Raw genomic sequence first — 20274 nt, 5'->3', positions numbered from 1 at the left:
TTTGCGCTTTTGGGGTGACCTGGCCCTCTCGCAATGCAGCATCGGGGCCTGCTATAGCCTCCCGATGATTGAGACCACGTTTAATCCGAAGGAAGTCGAGCCGCGCTGGAGCGAGGCTTGGGAGAAATCCGGCGCCTATAAGCCCAAGGACGATCCGAACGCCGAGGCGTTCTGCATCGTCATCCCGCCGCCCAACGTCACCGGCTCGCTTCATATCGGCCACGCGCTCAACAACACGCTGCAGGACGTGCTCTGCCGCTTTGAACGCCTGCGCGGCAAGAACGTGCTTTGGCAGCCAGGCATGGATCACGCCGGCATAGCCACGCAGATGGTGGTCGAGCGTCAACTCGCGCAGGCTGGTAAGAACGAAGATCGCCGCTCGCTCGGTCGTGAAGAATTTCTGAAGCGCGTTTGGTCGTGGAAGGAAGAATCCGGCGGGATGATCTTCCAGCAACTGCGCCGCTTGGGCGCCTCGTGCGATTGGTCGCGCGAACGCTTCACGATGGACGAAGGCTTGTCGGCCGCGGTGCTGAAAGTGTTCGTGCAGCTCTACAAGGAAGGCCTGATCTACAAGGACAAGCGCCTTGTGAATTGGGACCCGCATTTTGAAACGGCGATCTCCGATCTCGAAGTCGAGAACAAGGAGGTCGCCGGCCATTTCTGGCACTTCAAATATCCGCTTGAGAACGGCGAGACCTACCAATTCCCGATCGCCTACGACGAAGAAGGCAATCCGACCGAATGGGAAACGCGCGATTACATCGCCATCGCCACGACGCGTCCGGAAACGATGCTCGGCGACGGCGCCGTGGCGGTGCATCCGAGCGACAAGCGCTATGCGCCGATCGTAGGCAAGCGCGTACTGCTGCCGCTCGCGGATCGCTACATCCCGATCATCGCCGACGAATATCCCGATCCGGGTTTTGGCTCGGGCGCGGTGAAGATCACCGGCGCGCACGATTTCAACGACTACAAGGTCGCGCGCGCGCACAATCTGCCCATGTACATCCTGATGGATACGAAGGGCCGTATGGCCGACGCCGAGCATGTGCCGGCGAAGTATCGCGGTCTCGATCGCTTTGAAGCGCGTAAACAAGTTGTTGCCGACATCGAAGCGCTTGGTCTGCTGGCGGGCGTTGAGAACAAGAAGATCATGCAGCCGTTTGGCGATCGCTCCGGCGTCGTCATCGAGCCGATGCTGACGGACCAATGGTACGTCAATGCGGGTGAACTCGCAAAGGACGCGATCGCCGCCGTCGAAGACGGCCGCACCAAGTTCGTGCCGGAAGCGTGGACGAAAACCTACTATCAATGGATGCGCAACATCGAGCCGTGGTGCGTCTCGCGCCAGCTCTGGTGGGGCCATCGCATTCCAGCTTGGTACGGGCCGGACGGCCACGTGTTCGTCGAAGCGAGCGAAGCGGCGGCGCAATCCGCAGCAAAGAAGCATTACGGCAAGGAGACCGAACTTCGCCAAGACGAAGACGTGCTCGACACGTGGTTCTCGTCAGGCCTGTGGCCGTTCTCGACTTTGGGCTGGCCGGACAAGACCAAGGAGCTTGATCGCTTCTATCCGACGTCCACGCTCGTCACCGCGCACGACATCATCTTCTTCTGGGTCGCGCGTATGATGATGTTGGGCATGCACTTCATGAAGGAGGTCCCCTTCCACGAAGTCTATATCCACGCGCTGGTCCGCGATGCGAAGGGCCAGAAGATGTCCAAGTCCAAGGGCAACACGATGGACCCCTTGGACCTGATCGATAAGTACGGCGCGGACGCGTTGCGCTTCACGCTGGCGGCGATGGCGGCGCAGGGGCGCGACATCAAGCTCAGCGAACAGCGCATCGAGGGCTATCGCAATTTCGGCACCAAGCTCTGGAACGCCGCCCGCTTCGCGCAGATGAACGAATGCGCGGTGTGGGATAGCTACGACCCGCGCTCGCCGCAGCAAATCGTCAACAAATGGATCATCGGCGAAACAGCGAAGGCGGCAGCGTCCGTGACGCGCGAACTGGAAGCGCGGCGCTTCAACGAAGCGGCGGGCGCGCTCTATAAATTCGTCTGGAACGTCTATTGCGATTGGTATCTCGAATTCATCAAGCCGTTGCTGAACGGTGAAGACGAGGCGGCCAAGCTTGAGACGCGGCGCACGGCCTCCTGGGTGCTCGATCAAATCCTGATCATGCTCCACCCGTTCATGCCCTTCATCACCGAAGAGATTTGGACGCGCATGGGCGAGTACGGCCACAAGCGCGAGCGTATGCTGATCGCCGAAAGCTGGCCGCGCCTGGGTGATGATCTGATCGATGCGGACGCCGAAGCCGAGATCGATTGGATGGTGCGCCTCATCGAAGAGACGCGCTCCACCCGTTCCGAGCTCAACGTGCCGGCCGGCGCGAAAATTCCGTTGCTCCTGATCGGCGCGAATGCGGCCACCGAAGCGCGGCTCGAGCGTTACCAAGATCTGATCGATCGCATGGCGCGGCTCGAATACTCGACCAGCGCCAAGGATGCGCCGAAGGGCTCGGTCACATTCGTGCTCGACGGCGCGACGGTGGCGTTGCCGCTGGAGGGGGTCGTCGATCTGCCGGCGGAGTCAGCGCGTTTGGCGAAGGAGATCGGCAAGCTCGAAGCGGAAATCGGCAAGATGGACGCGAAGCTGAATAATGCCGAGTTCATCAAGAAGGCGCCGGAAGAGGTTGTCGAAGAATTGCGCGAGCGGCGCGAGGACGCGACGACGTCGGTGACAAAACTCTCGCACGCGCTGAAACAGATTGGTGGAGGCGTCTAATGCGAATCTTCGTCACCGGCGCGTCGGGCTTTGTCGGCGGGGCGGCGACGGAGAAGCTTGCGGCGGCCGGGCACGATGTCTGCGCTATGTCGCGCTCGGAGAAGTCTGACGCAAAGATCGCAGCACTCGGCGGCAAACCGGTGCGCTGCGATCTGGAAGACGTGACGGCTGCCCATATCGGCGACGCAGAAGCGGTGATCCATTGCGCCGCGTTCGTGGAGCAATGGGGGCCGCGCGACGCGTGGAAGCGCTACAATGTCGATGGCACAGCGCGCATGCTGGCGGCGGCGCGTGACGCGGGCGTGAAGCGCTTCATCCATATCGGCACGGAAGCGGCGCTGTTTCACGGCCAGCATCTGCGCGGTGTGGACGAAACTTACCCGCTCGCGCCGCATTCGCCCTATCCCTATTCATCTACAAAGGCGCAAGCAGAGCAATTGGTGCGCGCCGCCAATGCGCCGGGCTTTGAGACGATCGCGCTGCGCCCGCGCTTTATTTGGGGGCCGGGCGATACGACATTGCTGCCGGTGATCGAAGCCATGGCCAAGAGCGGCCAATTCATGTGGGTCAACGGCGGCCGCGCTATGACCTCCACCACGCACATCGCCAATCTCGTGCACGCGATCGAGCTTGCGCTCACCAAAGGCCGTGCGGGCGAAGCCTATTTCATCCTCGATGACGGCGTCCGCCCGATGCGTGAGATGATGAGCGGCATGGCCGCCTCGCGCGGCATCACGCTCGCCGACAAATCTGTACCCGGCTGGGTCGCCGACGCTATCGGCGCCACCTGCGAAATGCTCTGGCGCACGTTCCCGATGAAAGGCGAGCCGCCGTTGACCCGCTTCAGCGCCATGATCATGTCGCGGGACGCGATCCTGAAAGACGACAAAGCCCGCGCCGAGATGGGTTACGCGCCGGTGATCAGCGTCGAGAAGGGGCTGCGGACGCTCTAAGTCCCCGGCTGCACGTAGGGGATCGCGGCGAAGAATTCGCGTTCCCATTGGCGTGGGTCGTTTTCCATGCGCGTGTTGGTGTCGAACACCATCGTCTCACGCGTCGGCAGATTATGCGGCGTCCAGCGCGGGATCGCAGCGCAATTCGGATCGCCCGTGCGTGCAAAGGCGATGAACGCTTCCATCATGCGTGCAGACATCGCTTCGCCAGCCTCGGTACGTTCGCCGATGAAGCTCGACGCTTCGAGATTGGCGAACACGAGCGGGATATCGAGCGTGTGCGGCGCGCGGAAAATGCCGCCTTCGCGCGGGCTGCGCCAATCGAGCTGATACACATAAGCTGGCGCACCAGCACGGGCGCGCTCCTCCGCTTCGATCACTTGGCCGCGCCAGGAGCGCGCGGCCGTGGAGGCGGCGAAATACACCTCGCTTGGCGTCCAATCCGGGAAGCGTTGGCGATAGGCGGCGACGACGTGTGCGGGGTCGGTGTCGATCCGCATCTGCGTGGCGAGCGCGGGCGCCACTTGCTCCCAGGTGTAACTGAATGGCGCCCGATCCTGACCCGTAAAGCCCCGCGTTTCGTCGCGCGTATTGCCGAGTATCATCGGGATGTGCAGCGATTGCGGCGCGGCGTCTGGATAGAATGGGTGCCGCTGCAGATGCATGAAATCCAGCACCGGCCCGAAATAGAGCCCGCTATTGTCGAGGATCGGATCGCGCGCGGATTGGGCCGAGACGAGGCGCTGCACCGGCAGCGTGCGCAATTGCTCGACATCGCCGCGCGCCAAACCAAGTGCTTCCATGTACGCCAGCGTTCGCTTCTCCGCGTTCAGCGGTCCCGACGCGGTGACTTGTTGCCCGCTCATGGTCGCAGCGCGGTGAAATAGGCCTGCCGCCGCTGGCTGCGCCATCATCGTCGCGATCTTCGCGCCGCCGCCGGATTGGCCGAACACCATGACGCAATTCGGATCGCCGCCGAATTCCGCGATGTTCTCCTGCACCCAATGCAGCGCGAGTATGATATCGAGCTGTCCGGCATTGCCGCTGTCTGGGAAATCGCCAAGCCGCGCGAGCGAGAGATAGCCGAAGGCGTTCAGACGATGATTGATCGTCACAACGACGACGTCGCCCCGCTGCGCAAGCCGCACGCCATCATAGAGTGGATCGGAGCCGGAACCTGATGAATAGGCGCCGCCGTGAATGTAAAACATCACTGGTCGGTGCGCGTTGTCGCGCAGACCGCGCGTCCAGACATTGAGGAAGAGGCAATCTTCGCTTTGTGTTTCGTTCGCCAAGCCGCGTTGCGGACACGCCGCACCATAGCCTAGCGCATCGCGCACTCCGGACCAGCGCCGTGGCGCGAGCGGGGCCTGAAAGCGCCGCGGGGCGGTGTCGGCGCCGTAGCGCACGCCTTTGAATACATGCACGCCGTCGATCGTCGCGCCGCGCACGCGGCCATGTTGCGTGCGGGCGATGGGGGCGGCTTGCGCGAACGCTGGAGCGGGGGCTGCGGCGGCGAGCGAGGCGGCCAGGATGGCGCGGCGGTCTATCTGCATGGACGAAAATTGGCGCGATCGGAAACCGGTGGCAATAGGCGCGCGACATAGAGCAGGCTAGGAACGACCCGAAGGCCCAAAGGGATTCGCCGTGGACGCACAGACGCAAATGATCGACCTCGCCCGTCTCGACGACGCGACATTCAACCGCCTCTACAAGGAGCGGATCGAGCCGTGCTTCGTCGCGAACGAGACCGATCGGCTCGCGGCGGTCGCGTCGTTCAAGAAGTGGATGTGGGTTACGGCCGGCATCGCACTCGCGATCGCTGTCGCGCTGTTCGCTTACACGCAACAAATCGTGCACGGCCTCATGTTTGGGCTCGCCGTGTTGGTGGTGGGCGGCGTGCTCGCCTATCAGCCGCTCGCGAAAATCGGGCAAACGCTGAAGAAGCAATATTGCGCAGCGATCGCCGAGGCGATGGGCGCGTCGTTCTATCTTGGCGGTTTCAGCCCGCCCGCGTTTCCGCGCCTCCAGCAGCTACAGCTTGTGCCCAGTTTTGCGCGCTCCAAGTTCGAAGATTGGTTTCACGGCAATTACAAGGATTGTTCGTTTGATCTCTACGAAGCGCATCTCGAGCAACGCTCGACTGACAGTAAAGGGCGCACGCGCTACACCACGGTGTTTCGCGGCCAGCTGATCCGCATGCATTTCCCGATCGAGTTCTTGGGCGTCACGATCGTGCGGCGCGATGCAGGCGTGTTCAACGTCTTTGGGGGTGGCAAGATTGAGGGCCGGCAACTGGAGCGCGTGCGGCTTGTGTCGTCGGAGTTTGAGAAGGCGTTTGAGGTCTGGGGCACGGATCAAGTCGAAGCGCGCTATCTGCTGCATCCAGTGATGATGGAGCGCTTGATTGCGCTGGAGACCGGCTTGCACGGCAAGCGCATCCGGTGCGCCTTCGAGAATGGCGATCTGCTCGTGGCCGTCGAAGGCGGCAATCTCTTCGAACCGGGCGATCTCTTCAAACCTTTGGTCGATCCCTCACGCGCGCGCCGCATTGTCGATGAGATCGCGAACGTAGTGAAGGTGATGGATCAAGTGCTCACGGCGCAAAACACGCGACCGCGCTGAGATGGAATCATTTCCCGTCGAGCCCACGGTGATCGTGCCGTTCTTACTGGCTGTGAGTTTGATCGAACTCACGCCGGGGCCGAACATGGGCTATCTGGCGGCACTCTCTGCGAGCGAAGGCCGTGTGGCCGGTTTTAGAGCTGTGCTCGGCGTCACGGCGGGGCTCGCGTTCTACATGCTGCTCGCCGTGTTTGGCGTGGCCGAGCTGATCGCGGCGGCGCCGCTCGTCTATGGCGCGCTGCGTTGGGCGGGCGTGCTCTACCTCCTGTATCTGGCGTGGGAAGCGTGGCGCGGCGCGCGTGAGACATCGCCAGGTCATGCGGGCAATTCTGATCACAAGCCGTTCTGGCGCGGCTTCATCGCCAATGTACTGAACCCGAAAGCCGCGGTATTCTATGTGACGCTGCTGCCGGGCTTCATCGCCGACGATCATGCGGCGTTTTGGCTGCAAGCGCTGATCCTGGGCATGGCGCACCTCGTCGTCGCATTTATAATTCACGGTCTGATCGTGCTGGGCGCCGCGCGCGCAGGTCAGCTGATTGCTGCGACCTCACATGCGTCCACGGCGCGACGTGTGCTGGCGATTGGCATTGCGCTAATCGCGCTGTGGCTCGCGTGGGAGACGCGGTGATTAGAGATCGATGATCGCGCCGCGACCGGCTTCGTCGCCGATGGCGATGCGATTGCCATCGGCGCTCCAAGCGAGCGCGGTGACGGCGCCTTCGCCGGGCTCATCAAGCTCCATGCCCATGCTGTCGGCAAAGCGCACGACGATGGCCGCGCCGTCTGAATAGCCGATCGCGAGCACTTCTTCAGTCGGATGAAATGAAACCGCTGTCACCAAGGCCTCGCGTTCGCCGGGTTGCAGCGGCGGCTTTCCCTGTGGCCCGAGCTTGCCGACGAACGGCCAGACGATCGCGGCGTTGGCGCCGGAGGTGGCGAGCCAGCGCCCGCGTTTGTCCCATGAGAAGGAGCGCGTCTTGGACGGATAGCCGTCCATGCGCAGATCGGTTTTCTCGGGCATACGCCAGCCGTGCAGCGAATTTTCCTGCATGCCGGTGATCACATATTGCGCGTCAGGCGAGATGGTGATGGCGAGGTGCGACCCTTGCCAATTCATCGCCGTGCCTTTGTCGCCGGCCGTCAGCACGTAGCGCAAGGTCGCGCCGTTATAATGGCTGGCCGCGAGACGACGGCCCTTCGCATCAAGCGCCAAGCCGCCGACGCTGGTGGGATACGCGAAGCGATGCGTTTCCTTGTCGGCTTGGAAAACGATCGCTTCCTTGCCGACTCCCGCGACGATGAGATTGGTCGCCGCACTGGTGACGAGATGATCGACCCATTTGCGGCCTTCAGTGAGCGTGCGCACATCGCCGTTCGGCGCGATGGCCTTAACGCGGCCATCGTCTCCACCGGTGACGATGCGTTTGCCGTCTGGATGGAGCGCCGCACTTAGGATCACGCCATCATGCGCCTGGATGCGGCGGGCCTCCCCTTCGCGGGGGGCGGCGAGCACTTGGCCATCGCTCAGTGCAAAGAGGGCCTCATCGCCGATCCAGTGGATCGAGGTCGCGCCCGCGCCGAGCGCTAAGCGGCGGCCGTTTTCGTAAACTTGCGCGGTCACGCTGCGCAGGCCGCGAAGGCGGTTTCGAGTTCGGCCCGGTCAAGATTGCGGCCGATGAAGACGAGGCGCGAAATGCGCTTTTCACCCTCGCGCCAATCGCGCTGCGTATCGCCTTCAATGATCATATGGACGCCTTGGACGACGAAGCGCTTGGGTTCGTCCGGGAACGCGAGGATGCCTTTGAGGCGCAGAAGGTCCGGGCCGCGTTGCTGGGTGAGGTCATTCAACCAAGGCAGTAGCTTTTGCGGATCGATCAGTTTCTCAGTTGAGAGCGACACGCTGGCGATTCCGGAAGCCGCGACATGGTCGTGCTCGTCATGGTGATGATGGTGGTGATCGTGGCCGTGATGGTCGTGATCATGATCGTGGTGATGCGCGCAGGCGTCGTCGCAATCGTGATCGGGCAGGAAGTGCGGATCAATCTCGGTGACGCGGTCCAGGTCGAAGGCGCCGACGTCGAGGATTTTATCCAGCGCTATGTCGCCGCGATTCATCCGGTGGATGCGGGCGGTCGCGTTCACGGCGCGGACTTGGCGCTCCACGGCCGTGAGTTCTTCCGGCGAAACGAGATCGGTCTTGTTCAGCAGGATCACGTCGGCGAACGCGATCTGCTCGGCGGCTTCTTCCTGGCTCGCGAGTTGGCCGGCGACGTGCTTGGCGTCGACCACGGTGACAATGGCGTCGAGCTTCGTTTTCGCGCGCACGTCAGCGTCCACGAAGAAGGTCTGCGCCACGGGCGCGGGCTTCGCCAAGCCGGTGGTTTCCACCAGGATCGCGTCGAAGCGGCCCTTGCGCTTCATCAGGCCTTCGATGATGCGAATGAGGTCGCCGCGCACGGTGCAGCAGACGCAACCATTGTTCATCTCGAACACTTCTTCGTCGGCGTCGACGATGAGGTCGTTGTCGATGCCGATCTCGCCGAACTCATTGACGATGACGGCGTATTTCTTGCCGTGCTGCTCGGTCAGGATACGGTTCAAAAGGGTGGTTTTGCCCGCGCCTAGGAAGCCTGTGAGCACGGTGACGGGAACGGGTTGGGTCATGGCTCCTAGATAGCTATTCCGGCCCCGGACGCCAGCGGCTAGGGTGCGGCCAAAGGTGGGGAGAGCCGGCATGAGCTGGAAGCGGTGGGTTCTGCTGATCGGTGGCGGCCTGATCTCGGCGGCGATCCTGGGGGCGGGTGTGCTCGCCTATCTGATCCTGCGGCTGGATATCCGGGCCGAGGTCGAGCGGGCGGTTGAGAACGGAACCGGGCGCGACCTGACGATTGCCGGCGATGTCGGCTTGAGCTTCTGGCCAGTGCTTGGCCTGCGGGCCGAGCAGACGACGTTGGCCAATGTGGAGGACGGCCGCGCGCCCGCTTTCATCACCGCTGACGAGATCGATATCGGCGTCGAGCTGCGGCCGCTTCTGGATCGCCAAGTTGTGGTCAGCCGCCTCGTGCTGCAGCGACCGAACATTGCGCTCGAAGTGAGCGCCGAGGGGCGGCCGAATTGGATTCTCGCGCCGCGCCGGCCGGGGGGGCAAACGCCGCCGCCCACGACCACACCGCCGCCGACCACGACACCTTCCCCCGCGCCCGTCGATGTAGCGCAAACGCGCTTGCGTGAAATTCGTATCATCGATGGCGAAGCGAGCTTCTTCGATGCGCGCCGTGGTGTGGGCTGGGTTGTTGGCGATGTCGATCTGACCACCGCGTTCGCCGGCATGGAAGAGCCGATGCAAGTCAGCGGTTCGGTGCGTTACGCCGACAAGCCAGTTGAGCTTGCGTTGGAGATGGGGCGGCCTGGTGCGTTGGCGCGCGGCGAGCGCATGCCGCTGAACATCGATGTGCAGAGCGAATTGCTGAACATGCATTTCGAAGGCCAGACCCTGGCGGCTTCGGGCGAGATTGCGGGCTTAGTGCGCGCGTCGGGACCGAGCTTGCGGCAGCTGGCGGCTTGGGGTGGATCGCCGATCCAAGGCGGTGTGGGGCTTGAGGCGTTTGCTGTGTCGGGCCGCATGGAAATTGGCGGCGGGCGTTATGCGTTCTCGAACGCGGGCTTTGCGCTTGATCTCATCCGCGGGCGTGGCGATTTCGTGCTCTCCTCTCTCCGCAACAAGCCGTATCTGAGCGGACGCCTTGAGCTCTTTGACTTTGATCTAAATCCATATCTCTCTGGCCAAGCGCCGCCGGCGCCGGCTGTGGAGCAAGTGGAAGTCGCCGCTGCTATGCCGGACGCGGTGCAAAGCGCGCCGGACGCGCAGATCGCTGCGGTGGAAGCCGCACCCCGTGCGCTCGATGTGCAAGCTGAAGCGAGCGAAACGCCGATCAATTGGTCTGGCCTGCACATACTGAATGCTGACCTCGAATTGGTGACGCACGCGGTGCTCATTCAGCACATGCGGCTCGATAGTGCGCGGCTGAACCTGGTGCTGAACGACGGCTACATGGCGGCGACGTTGCACAACACGAGCCTCTATGGCGGCTCCGGTCGCGGGCGGTTTGAGATCGATGCGCGTCAGCCAAGTGTGCGTATCGTGCAGGATTTGGCTTTCACCGGCTTGGACGCGCAGCGCTTCCTGAGCGACGCGATAAATTTCGGCGGCATCGAGGGCCGCGCGGAACTGAGCTTGAACCTCGTCACGCAAGGCGCGACGCAGAGCGAATTGATCGCGGGCGTCGATGGCCAAACGCATCTCGAAGTCGTCTCTGGCACATTGCACGGCGTCGATCTCGGCGGTGTGGCGACGACGATCCGCAATGCTTTGCGCGGCGAATTGATAGCGCCCGAAGCGCGGACGCCGTTCCAAGGCTTCTCCGCCACGTTCGCGATCGCGGATGGCGTGTTGGGCTCGGACAATTTGAGCTTCAACACGACCGATCTGCGCATCCCGGGCATCGGCGTGATCGACCTGCCGCAGCGGCGCTTGGACGTGCGGCTCGCGCCGCGTTCGCCGCGTGGCGGCTTGGTGTTTCCGTTCGCGGTGCGTGGGCCGTTCAATCAATTCGCCTACAACAGCGATCTGAACGATCGGGCGCAGCGGGAAATCCTGGCGCGGGTGCGCGCCACGCAAACCGCGTCACGGGCGGTGCAAGCGGCGAGAAATTGAAGCGCGCAGCACGTTTGGCCGCGTGAAGCGGAGCTTCACACGGTTTGGGCGGTGCTGGGCCGGCTGGAAGCCGGCGGTCCGAAGATTAGGAGCTGTCGGCGCAGGCGATGGCGCGCGGTTCGGCGCTGCGGATGGCGTCGGCGATCGGCGCCGCCAGGATGAGGTTCAGGAAGCGGGCGCCGCTGCGGATTTTGCGCGTGAGCCGTGCGATGAAAGGCTCAGGGCTCGCGAACCTATGCAGCGCGTGGAGGATACGCTTGTAGAAGCTCTTGCTGCGCGAGCGCATCGAGCGCGCGAGCAAGCGCAGATGTGGTTTGCCGATGTGGAGGCCGGGCGCCGCATTGATCGGGCTTGCGTGCCTGGCGCGATGCACGCGCGAGAGCGCGCTGCAGATGAGAAAGGCGTGCACGAAACGCTCGCAGCGCGCGATGACGCGCTTCAGGCGTTTGCTGCGATGCGCGTTGACGCCCAAACGCATGACCGGAAACGCCGCCCACGCCAGCCAAGCAAAGAGCGCCGCGCCGTAGCGGTCGAGCTTTTGCTTGGTGAGGAGGAAGGGATCTGGTTCATGGGCGCGATTGCATGCGCGCCGGCGGAGGGGCGGATTGATTTTGCGCCGGGCATTGTGGCGCTTGGGTTTTTGTGGGGTTTGGTGTGGGATAGAGCGCGTGGAGCGCGCGTCTTCAGACGCGCGTTTTTGCTCCGGCCTGAAAGGTTGCGCTGACGCGGGTCTGAAGACCCGAGCTCCGACTTACTTATTTGCGCTGAAGCTCAAATAGCCGCGCTCGACCATGCGGCGCATGGCTTCGTAGGCTTCGGCCAGCTCGTCATAAGCTGTGCGCAAAGCGGCGAGGCGGGCGATCTCGGCGTCGCTCGGCGTGTGCGTGTGTTCGGTGACGGCAAGCGCTGCGCCCACCCATTCAGCGCGCGCGTGCGCGGCGCAGACGGCCAAGCGCTCGAACTTCGCCATGTCCGTGGCGCCGAGGGTTTTGCCGATGACTTCGCGGTTGGCGGCGAAGGCGGCGTAGTCGATCTGATCGAGATGGCCGCGCAAGCGGCGTTGCTCTTGGGGATCGAGCATGGCTTCGGGTTCAAAATGGTCCTGAACCGCGCGCCGGGAATTGGTCACGATGGTCGACATGGCCGCATTGTGCACGGGGCCCAGTTAAGGCCGCGTGTGGCGGTGTGGTTTACAAAGAATGATCGGTTGGCAGCGGCGGCGCTTCGCGCAGCAGCGTGATGGCGATGCGGCGATTGCCGGGCAGGCTCGGGTCGTCAATGAACATGGGTTCGCTGTCAGCGCGGCCGGCGACTTCGTAGAAGCGTTCGGACGGGATGCCTTGGGCGGCGATGATGCGGCGGGCCTCGTTGGCGCGGGCGGCGCTCAGTTCAAAGTTCGAGGCGTAACGGCCGCCGGGCTGTGAGCCGTCGGTATGGCCGGAGATGGTCATGCGGTTCGGCAATTGCTGCAGCACGCCAGAAATGGCCACGAGCAAACGGCGTGCGCGATCGTTGGGGGCGGCGTCGCCCGGATTGAACATCGAGCGGCCTTCCTGATCGATGATCTGGATGCGCAGGCCATCGGGCGTCTGCTCCATGATGACGTTACGGGAGAGCTCGGCGATGTCGGGCATGTCGTTCATGGCCTGACGGATCGCCATCTCGGCGCGGGTGAAGTCGGCGTTCTCACGCAAAGTGCGGGCGCGGTTGAGCGCTTCGGCGCTGGGCGATTGCTCGCCGCCCGGAGAGGATTGGCCATCGGACGCCTCTTCGGACGCGGCGTTCGAGGTGTATTGCGGCTCCGAGGCGGGTGCGACCGGCGCGGAGTGGCCGTGGCGCACGCCTTCCTCGGCGAAACTGGTGCCTTCCAAGAGACCGCCCGCACCTGAGGAGACCCGGCTGACGCTCGCTGGGGCGAAGAATTCGGCAATACCCCGACGTTGTTCAGGGCTTGTGGTGTTGATCAGCCACATCAAAAGGAAGAAGGCCATCATGGCGGTCACGAAGTCGGCGTACGCGACCTTCCAGGCGCCGCCGTGGTGACCACCGCCGCCGCCCTTTTTGATTTTCTTGATAATGATAGGGCGTTGATTGGTCGCAGACGTCATTGTCCGTCCATTCTGGCGGAGAGGGCGCGACATTCGCCGAACAGCGTTAAGATCGTGTTGAGCGTGAAGCGGAGATCTGGGTGGAAATCGATCAGGAACAGGAATACCGGCGCGCGATGGGCGCGTTCGCCACGGGTGTGACCGTGGTGTCCGCGGCGCGGGGCGACGGGAGCCTGTCCGGGATGACGGTCAATTCGCTGACTTCAGTGTCGCTGCAGCCGCGCTTGCTGTTGTGGTGCTTGGGCGATCAGTCCGAGCGCTATGACGTGTTCGCGGGCGCTGACGTTTGGGGCGTGACGGTGCTGGGCGCCGATCACGAGGTGTTGGCGCGGCGCTTTGCCCGCGCCGAGACGGAGACAATCGCGCGGGATGAGGCCGAACTTTTCGGCGACGCGCAGGTGTTGCGCTGCGGCGTGGCCCATTTTGCTTGCCGCACGTTTGATCGCCGGCAAGCGGGCGACCATTTGATCATCGTGGGCGAAGTGTTGGCGTGCCGCAGCGCGCCGGGAGCCGCACTCACCTATTTCCGCAGCCGCTACGGGCGTGCTGACGAGCCTCAGTCCGGGAGCAAGTGATGGCCAAGACTGCGTTCATTGGGTTGGGGGTGATGGGCGGTCCGATGGCGGGCCATCTCGCGCGCGCTGGTCATGTCGTCTCGGTGTTCAATCGCACCGAAGAGAAGGCGCGCGACTGGGCGCAGAAGAATGAGGGCCGCACCTATTCGACGGTGGCGGGCGCGGCTGAGGGCGCAGACATCGTATTTGCCTGCGTGGGCGCTGATCGCGACGTGCGTGAGGTGTTCGAGGCGGCCGCTCCGGCGATGCGCAAGGGCGCGATCTTCGTCGATCACACGACGGCGTCGGCGGGGCTCGCCCGCGAACTGGCGGAGCGCGCCGAAGAGCGCGGCCTGGGTTTTCTCGATGCGCCGGTATCGGGCGGGCAAGCGGGTGCGGAAACGGGGCGGCTGACCGTGATGGCGGGCGGCGCGCCGGGCGTGTTCGCGGAAGTCGAGCCGGTGATGCGCGCTTATGCGGCCAACATGACGCTGATTGGACCTGCGGGTTCGGGGCAACTTGCGAAGATGGTGAACCAAATCTGTATCGCGGGCGTGGTGCAGGGGCTGGCGGAAGCGCTGCATTTTGCCAAGCGCGCGGACCTCGATGCGGAGAAGGTGATCGCGGCGATTTCCAAGGGTGCTGCGCAAAGCTGGCAGATGGAAAATCGCTGGAAGACGATGGTCGACGGCAAGTTCGACTTTGGTTTCGCGGTGGACTGGATGCGGAAGGATTTGGGTCTCGTGTTGGAAGAGGCCGAACTCAATGGCGCGCAACTCGAATTAACCAGACTGGTCGATGGTTTTTACGCTGATGTGCAAGCAATGGGCGGAAAACGTTGGGATACGTCGAGCTTGATCGCGCGCTTGGAGCGCCCGCCGCGTTAATCCTGTAGTGCGCATTTCGCAGTCATTTTCAAAGTCTTTTAAGCTGAACGCGCTAGCTTCCAATCTTCGACTTGGGGGCCGGTGCGGCAATGAACGAGAAGCTTTGGTCGGTCTGCGTCATCGAACCGAATAAGTACGAAGCGCAGATTGTGCAGGACATGTTGTGGAATGCCGGCGTGCCGAACATTCGCGTGTTTACGGATGCGGCGCTGGCGATGGATTCGCTGGAAGGGTTCAACGCCAACATCGTATTGGCGACATTCGAACTCGGCAAGCAGGATGCCGCGGCCTGGACGCGCGCTTTCCGTCGCAATCATCGCGCCGCCAACCGCAAGGCTGCGGTGTTTATTCTCTCGGGCTCGTTCTCGCGCTCGCTGGCGGAAACCTGCCGCCATGCCGGCGCGAATGCGCTGATCGGCAAGCCGATCTCGAACAAGGCGCTGCTCGACACGATCAAGAAGGTGCTGAGCGCACCGCGTGAATTTATCGACGCAGAAGGTTATGTTGGCCCGTGCCGCCGCGCCGGCATTGTGACCGCCGGAACCGGTGCAACGGGCAGCACGAGCAAGCGTCGTAAGGCTGACAAGCCGGTTGAGAAGCCGGCGGCCGCGCCTGCAGCGGGCGGTATGCCTTCGCTGACATTCGAACAAGCGGTCGGCGCGTTGGCTGCAGCGACAAACCAATTCAAAGTGGATCCGAGCGCGGCTGCGACCTGCGAAGCGGCGCTGCGTTTCGTGCAGGCCTACGCGGTGGCGGGCAAAGACCAGCCGATGATGCGCGCGTGCGCCGCGTTTGCGCAGCAGATCATTGCGACGAAGAGTTTGCCTGCCGATGTGGCGCGTGTGGCGCTCGATGCGTGCGTCAACGCGGTGACTGAATTGGCGCGCTTGAAGCTCGACGAAGGCGCCAAGCGCGAAGAAATCGCCGAAGGCGTGCGCCAGGCTGTCGCTAAGGCAGCCATGCAGAAGGCCGCCTAAGTCTCCGTTTGCTTGATCGCTTGAAGGTCGGTCGATAGCTTCCGCGCAAAATGCGTGGAGGAACAATGTCGGACGGACCACTAACGGGCGTGCGTGTGTTGGAGTTCGGCGGCATCGGGCCGGGCCCGTTCTGTGGCATGCTCCTTTGCGATTTGGGCGCCGAGGTCGTGCGCATCGATCGCGCCGGGTTTGAGCCGGCTTATGAGCAATTCGCGCATCGCGGGCGTTTGTCCGTTGCGCTTGATCTGAAGAAGCCCGAGGCGGTGGAAGCGTGCCTGCAACTCGCTGCGCAATCTGATTTGCTATTCGAAGGCTTTCGGCCGGGCGTGATGGAGCGCTTGGGGCTTGGGCCGGATGTGGCGCTCGCGCGCAATCCGAAGCTTGTCTATGGACGCATGACGGGCTGGGGACAGGAAGGGCCGTACGCGCACGCGGCTGGCCACGACATCAATTACATTTCGCTCTCGGGCGCGTTGCACGCGATCGGCCTGAAAGAGCAGCCGGCTGTGCCGCTCAATCTCATCGGTGATTTTGGCGGCGGTGCGCTTTATCTCGCGTTCGGCATGCTCGCAGCGCTGACGCATGCGCGCGAGACGGGGCGCGGGCAGGTTGTCGATGTGGCGATGACGGATGGTGTGGCCTCGTTGATGACGACGATCTTCGGCCGCTTGAAAGCTGGCCAATGGCGCGATGGGCGGCAGGTCAATCTGCTCGATGGCGGCGCGCCGTTTTATGGCGTGTACAAATGCGCGGACGGCAAATGGGTGTCGATCGGGTCGCTGGAGCCGCAATTCTACGCGCTGTTGCGTGAGAAGGTGGGCGCGACGGAGCCATTGTTCGATGCGCAGCATGACCGCACGCTTTGGCCAGCACAGCGCAAGCGTCTGGAGGAGATCTTCGCCACGCGCACGCGCGATGAATGGACGGCTTTGCTTGGCGGGACTGACGTGTGCTTCGCGCCGGTGCTCGATCTGGAAGAAGCGCATCGCCATGAACACAATGCAGCGCGTGAGACCTTCATCGATGTCGGCGGCGCTTTGATGCCGGCGCCTGCGCCGCGCTTTTCGGAAACGCCGGGCCGCGTGCGTTCGCCTCCGCCAAAGACGGGCGTGCATACGCGCGACGTGTTGCGCGATTGGGGCGTCGATGCGGGCGTGATCGAGGCGGCGCTCGACTAACGCGTCTCGCGTTTTGCCTTTTGCACGAGCGCGTCGAGTGCGTTGAGGAATTGCTGGCGGTCGCGCTGCGAGAAGGGCTTTGGCCCGCCGCTGGCTTCGCCGAACGAGCGCAGATGCTCCATCAATTCGCGCTGCGCCATCGCCACGCCGATTGATGAGGGTGAGAAGGTTTTGCCATTGCCTGCGAGGGCATAGCCTTTGGCTTTGAGCGTGCGATCGGCGAGCGGGACGTCGTTGGTGATGACGATGTCGCCAGGCTGTACGCGTTCGGCGATCCAATCGTCGGCGATGTCGGGGCCTGCATCAACGACAACGAACTCAACATCCGGCGGCGTGCGCATGAAGGCATTGGCGACGACGTGCACCGGGCAGCCGGTGCGGCGCGCGACTTTGTAAACCTCTTCCTTCACGGGGCAGGCGTCCGCGTCGATGAAGATGGTGGGAGTCAGCCGAGCAACTCCGCGGCCCTCGGCGCGAAGTATGTCACGATGCCGTCGGCGCCGGCGCGTTTGAAGGCGGTGAGGCTTTCGATGATGGCGCGGTTTTCGTCGAGCCAGCCGTTCGCGGCGGCGGCTTTCATCATCGCGTATTCGCCGGAGACCTGGAACGCGTAGGTCGGCATGCCGAACTCGGCTTTCACGCGCGCGACAATGTCGAGATAAGGCAGGCCCGGTTTCACCAAGAGCATGTCGGCGCCTTCGGCGACATCCATCGCGACTTCGCGAATGGCTTCGTCGGTGTTGCCGTAATCCATCTGGTAGGTGCGCTTGTCGCCGGGATTGGCGACAGAGCCCGTGCCGAGTTTCCCTGAGCCGATCGCGTCGCGATAGGGGCCATAGAAGGCCGACGCGTATTTCGCGGCGTAGGACATGATCATCGTGTCTTGATGGCCGTTTGCATCAAGGGCTGTGCGAATGGCGCCGACGCGGCCGTCCATCATGTCGGAGGGGGCCACAATGTCTGCGCCAGCTTTGACTTGTATCAACGCTTGCTCAGTGAGCACCGCTACGGTCTCGTCATTGAGGATGCGCCCATCGCGCAGGAGACCATCGTGGCCGTGATCGGTGAAGGGATCGAGGGCGACATCGACCATCACGCCCACCTCCGGTGCGGCGTCCTTCATCGCGCGCACCGCGTTGCAGACGAGGCCGTTCGGATTGAGCGCTTCCTTGCCGCTGGCGTCTTTCTTGGCGCCGTCGATGAACGGGAAAACGGCGATGCTGGGGATGCCGAGCTTGGCGGCGCGCTTGGCGGCGTCCGCGGCGGCGCGCACAGAAAGTCGCGCCGTGCCAGGCATGGAGGCGACGGGGATTTCCGGCTCCACGCCCTCGTGCACGACCAGCGACCAGATCAGATCATCGACGCTCAGGCGGTTTTCGCGCGTGAGGCGGCGGACCCAATCGTGTTGGCGCAAACGGCGCGGGCGGGAGTTAGGGTATCGTCCAGTGAAGTTCATGCGAACCGTTCGCAACTTTCTGCGCTGAAATGCGCCGTCGGCCCCCAGTTACCTTGGAGGCCTGAACTAGCATATAATAATTCGAACGACGCCCGCCGGGCCGAAGCAGAGGCGCGACCGTGAGAGAAGAGGACAAAAAGGTCTTCGAAGACGCCGTTGCGGCCATCCGCGACGAAGGACGCTATCGCGTTTTCGCCGATATCATGCGCGAGCGCGGGCGTTTTCCCCATGCGCGCTTGCGGGTGGGCGACGGCGAATATCGCGACATCGTCGTCTGGTGCTCAAACGATTATCTGGGCCAGGGCCAGAGCCCCGAAGTGCTCGATGCGGCGCATGCGGCTTTGGACAAGGTCGGCGCTGGCGCCGGCGGCACGCGCAACATCTCCGGCACGACCTCTTACCACGTCGATCTGGAGAAGGAGCTCGCGGACCTGCACGGCAAGGAAGGCGCGCTGCTGTTCACGTCGGGCTATGTGTCGAACGACGCGACGCTCTCGACGTTGGCGAAGCTCTTTCCGGATCTCTGGATATTCTCCGACGCGCAAAACCATGCGTCGATGATCGAAGGGATCAAGCGCGCCAAGTGCGAGCGCCGCATCTTCCGTCACAACGACATTCAGCACCTCGAAGCTTTGATCAACGAAGCGCCGGCCGATGCGCCGAAGCTGATCGCGTTCGAGAGCGTCTATTCGATGGATGGCGACACCGCCCCCATCGAAGCGATTTGCGACATCGCCCAGCAATATGGCGCGATGACGTATCTGGACGAAGTGCACGGCGTTGGCCTCTACGGGCACAATGGCGGCGGTGTCGCCGAACGCGATGGCGTGATGCACCGCGTCGATTTCATCGAAGGCACGCTGGCGAAGGCGTTCGGGACGATGGGCGGCTACGTGACCGGCCCGGCCGCGGCGATCGACGCGATCCGTTCGACGGCTTCGGGTTTTATCTTCACGACCTCACTGGCGCCTTCGATTGCCGCTGCTGCGCTGGAAAGCGTGCGCGTGGTGAAGGCATGCCCGCATATGCGCGATCGTTTGGCCGAGCGTGCTGAGCGCTTGAAGGCGTTGCTGCGTGAATCTGGGCTGCCGGTGATGGCGGAATCGACGACGCATATCGTGCCGGTGCAGGTGGGCGACGCAGCGCTGGCCAAGCAAGTGTCGGACGCGCTTTTGTTCGAGCACGGCATTTATGTGCAGCCGATCAATTATCCCACTGTGCCGCGCGGCACGGAGCGTCTGCGCATCACGCCGTCGCCGTTCCATGACGATGCACTGATGGAGCAATTGGTCGCCGCGTTGAACGCGGTTTGGGCCAAGTACGTGATCGGGCGCGCTGCGTGAGCGACCGCGAAGACGCGGGCGAAGTTATCTTTGAAATTGTGCGCATCGGCGATGTGCAACGTGTGGCAGCGATCGATGCGGCGACGGGCGTTGAAGTCGTGATTCAAGCGCCTGCGAATGCAGCACTGGCGGACGTGCGCGCGTTGGCGTTGCGGAAATTGGAGCGCGCGCTGGCGGGCGACGAAGGTGACGAAAGCACGCCGCCGCCGCGCCCGGGCAAGCTCGTCTAGTCTTTACGGCGCACGCCTTTGCCGAGGCCGATGCTCTTGGCGAACTCAGAACGACGCGCAGCATACGCCGGCGCCACCATCGGATAATCCGCCGGCAGACCCCAACGACGGCGATAGTCGTCAGGCGACATGTTGTAAGTCGAGCGCAAGTAACGCTTGAGCATTTTCAGCTTCTTGCCGTCTTCCAGACAGACGATGTGATCGTGCTGCACGGATTTGTTGATCGGCACGGCAGGTTTCGGGCGTTCGCTGGGCGCCAACGCTTGTTCGCCAGAGAGCGAAGAGAGTGTTTTGTGGACGGTGCGGATCAGATCGCCGAGTTCGTCAGAGGCAATTTTATTGTTGCTGACAAAGGAGGCGACGATGTCCGTAGTCATGCGCATGGCGTCGCCGCGCCCATTGGCCGCGACTTCATCATCGTCACGCATACCCGCGCCTTTTCCTTAATGAAT

At 63.2% G+C, this 20274-nt stretch carries 20 protein-coding genes; 11 read left to right on the top strand and 9 right to left on the bottom strand.

The genetic code is table 11. The features are described from left to right. The first annotated feature begins 64 nt into the window (after positions 1-64). Positions 65-2794 carry a valine--tRNA ligase gene (locus EPJ54_RS04565; RefSeq protein WP_135210470.1) on the top strand — a complete coding sequence of 910 codons (2730 nt, stop codon included), beginning with the start codon at positions 65-67 and terminating at the stop codon, positions 2792-2794. Next, the gene (locus EPJ54_RS04560; protein WP_135210469.1) at positions 2794-3747 is read left to right on the top strand and encodes an NAD-dependent epimerase/dehydratase family protein; all 954 of its coding nucleotides are present in this window, start codon (positions 2794-2796) and stop codon (positions 3745-3747) included. The genes EPJ54_RS04565 and EPJ54_RS04560 overlap by 1 nt, the downstream gene beginning before the upstream one ends. On the opposite strand, the gene EPJ54_RS04555 is transcribed toward EPJ54_RS04560, so the two are convergent. Continuing rightward, positions 3744-5303 (bottom strand): carboxylesterase/lipase family protein, encoded by a 1560-nt coding sequence (locus EPJ54_RS04555; protein WP_135210468.1) that lies wholly within the window; start codon positions 5301-5303, stop codon positions 3744-3746. The two genes, EPJ54_RS04560 and EPJ54_RS04555, sit on opposite strands and share 4 nt — an antisense overlap. 91 nt (positions 5304-5394) lie before the next feature. Between EPJ54_RS04555 and EPJ54_RS04550 the strand changes: the two genes are divergently transcribed. Together EPJ54_RS04550 and EPJ54_RS04545 are read left to right on the top strand one after the other, a co-directional pair. Then, positions 5395-6372 (top strand): DUF3137 domain-containing protein, encoded by a 978-nt coding sequence (locus EPJ54_RS04550; protein ID WP_135210467.1) that lies wholly within the window; start codon positions 5395-5397, stop codon positions 6370-6372. Between the two features lies 1 nt (position 6373). Next, on the top strand, positions 6374-7003 hold the full coding sequence (locus EPJ54_RS04545; protein ID WP_135210466.1) for a LysE family translocator: 630 nt from the start codon (positions 6374-6376) through the stop codon (positions 7001-7003). Here the strand turns inward: EPJ54_RS04545 and EPJ54_RS04540 are convergent, their stop codons facing one another. Next, on the bottom strand, positions 7004-7996 hold the full coding sequence (locus EPJ54_RS04540) for a WD40 repeat domain-containing protein (protein WP_239590754.1): 993 nt from the start codon (positions 7994-7996) through the stop codon (positions 7004-7006). Next, on the bottom strand, positions 7993-9039 hold the full coding sequence (locus EPJ54_RS04535) for a CobW family GTP-binding protein (protein WP_135210464.1): 1047 nt from the start codon (positions 9037-9039) through the stop codon (positions 7993-7995). The genes EPJ54_RS04540 and EPJ54_RS04535 overlap by 4 nt, the downstream gene beginning before the upstream one ends. 70 nt (positions 9040-9109) lie before the next feature. Between EPJ54_RS04535 and EPJ54_RS04530 the strand changes: the two genes are divergently transcribed. Then, positions 9110-11089, top strand: a complete 1980-nt coding sequence (locus EPJ54_RS04530) for an AsmA family protein (protein WP_135210463.1) — start codon at positions 9110-9112, stop codon at positions 11087-11089. An 85-nt stretch (positions 11090-11174) separates the two neighbouring features. On the opposite strand, the gene EPJ54_RS04525 is transcribed toward EPJ54_RS04530, so the two are convergent. From EPJ54_RS04525 to EPJ54_RS04515, 3 genes are all read right to left on the bottom strand, one after another. After that, entirely contained in the window at positions 11175-11567 is a 393-nt protein-coding gene (locus tag EPJ54_RS04525) for a hypothetical protein (RefSeq protein ID WP_135210462.1), read from the bottom strand. A gap of 273 nt (positions 11568-11840) precedes the next feature. Beyond that, complete coding sequence (locus EPJ54_RS04520; RefSeq protein WP_135210461.1) at positions 11841-12230, bottom strand: hypothetical protein; 390 nt, start codon at positions 12228-12230, stop codon at positions 11841-11843. Between the two features lie 49 nt (positions 12231-12279). Beyond that, the gene (locus EPJ54_RS04515) at positions 12280-13197 is read right to left on the bottom strand and encodes a flagellar motor protein MotB (protein ID WP_135210460.1); all 918 of its coding nucleotides are present in this window, start codon (positions 13195-13197) and stop codon (positions 12280-12282) included. 80 nt (positions 13198-13277) lie between these two features. On the opposite strand from EPJ54_RS04515, the gene EPJ54_RS04510 reads away from it, so the two are divergent. From EPJ54_RS04510 to EPJ54_RS04495, 4 genes are all read left to right on the top strand, one after another. After that, positions 13278-13772 (top strand): flavin reductase family protein, encoded by a 495-nt coding sequence (locus EPJ54_RS04510; RefSeq protein ID WP_239590753.1) that lies wholly within the window; start codon positions 13278-13280, stop codon positions 13770-13772. Continuing rightward, positions 13772-14638, top strand: a complete 867-nt coding sequence (locus EPJ54_RS04505; RefSeq protein ID WP_135210459.1) for an NAD(P)-dependent oxidoreductase — start codon at positions 13772-13774, stop codon at positions 14636-14638. Before EPJ54_RS04510 ends, EPJ54_RS04505 begins: the two co-directional genes overlap by 1 nt. A gap of 89 nt (positions 14639-14727) precedes the next feature. Beyond that, a complete protein-coding gene (locus EPJ54_RS04500) occupies positions 14728-15615 on the top strand; it encodes a response regulator (RefSeq protein WP_135210458.1) in 888 nt (295 codons plus the stop codon). Between the two features lie 65 nt (positions 15616-15680). Further along, positions 15681-16793, top strand: coding sequence for a CaiB/BaiF CoA transferase family protein (locus tag EPJ54_RS04495; protein WP_135210457.1), 1113 nt, complete (start codon positions 15681-15683; stop codon positions 16791-16793). On the opposite strand, the gene EPJ54_RS04490 is transcribed toward EPJ54_RS04495, so the two are convergent. Continuing rightward, positions 16790-17242 carry a YaiI/YqxD family protein gene (locus EPJ54_RS04490; RefSeq protein WP_135210456.1) on the bottom strand — a complete coding sequence of 151 codons (453 nt, stop codon included), beginning with the start codon at positions 17240-17242 and terminating at the stop codon, positions 16790-16792. The two genes, EPJ54_RS04495 and EPJ54_RS04490, sit on opposite strands and share 4 nt — an antisense overlap. Continuing rightward, entirely contained in the window at positions 17239-18249 is a 1011-nt protein-coding gene (hemB, locus tag EPJ54_RS04485; protein ID WP_135210455.1) for a porphobilinogen synthase, read from the bottom strand. The genes EPJ54_RS04490 and hemB overlap by 4 nt, the downstream gene beginning before the upstream one ends. Before the next feature lie 119 nt (positions 18250-18368). On the opposite strand from hemB, the gene hemA reads away from it, so the two are divergent. Both hemA and EPJ54_RS04475 read left to right on the top strand, forming a co-directional pair. Beyond that, a complete protein-coding gene (gene hemA / locus EPJ54_RS04480; protein WP_135210454.1) occupies positions 18369-19592 on the top strand; it encodes a 5-aminolevulinate synthase in 1224 nt (407 codons plus the stop codon). Continuing rightward, positions 19589-19822, top strand: a complete 234-nt coding sequence (locus EPJ54_RS04475) for a DUF6898 family protein (RefSeq protein WP_239590751.1) — start codon at positions 19589-19591, stop codon at positions 19820-19822. The genes hemA and EPJ54_RS04475 overlap by 4 nt, the downstream gene beginning before the upstream one ends. Here EPJ54_RS04475 and EPJ54_RS04470 read toward each other — a convergent pair. Then, on the bottom strand, positions 19819-20250 hold the full coding sequence (locus EPJ54_RS04470; protein WP_135210452.1) for a Ros/MucR family transcriptional regulator: 432 nt from the start codon (positions 20248-20250) through the stop codon (positions 19819-19821). The genes EPJ54_RS04475 and EPJ54_RS04470 overlap by 4 nt on opposite strands. Between the last annotated feature and the right edge of the window lie 24 nt (positions 20251-20274).

The sequence above is a fragment of the Vitreimonas flagellata genome (assembly GCF_004634425.1).
In the GTDB taxonomy this organism is placed as follows: Bacteria; Pseudomonadota; Alphaproteobacteria; order Caulobacterales; family Aquidulcibacteraceae; genus Vitreimonas; species Vitreimonas flagellata.
The sequence above is the reverse complement of the archived record's forward strand: the minus strand, read 5'-3'. Positions and strand labels throughout refer to the sequence as shown.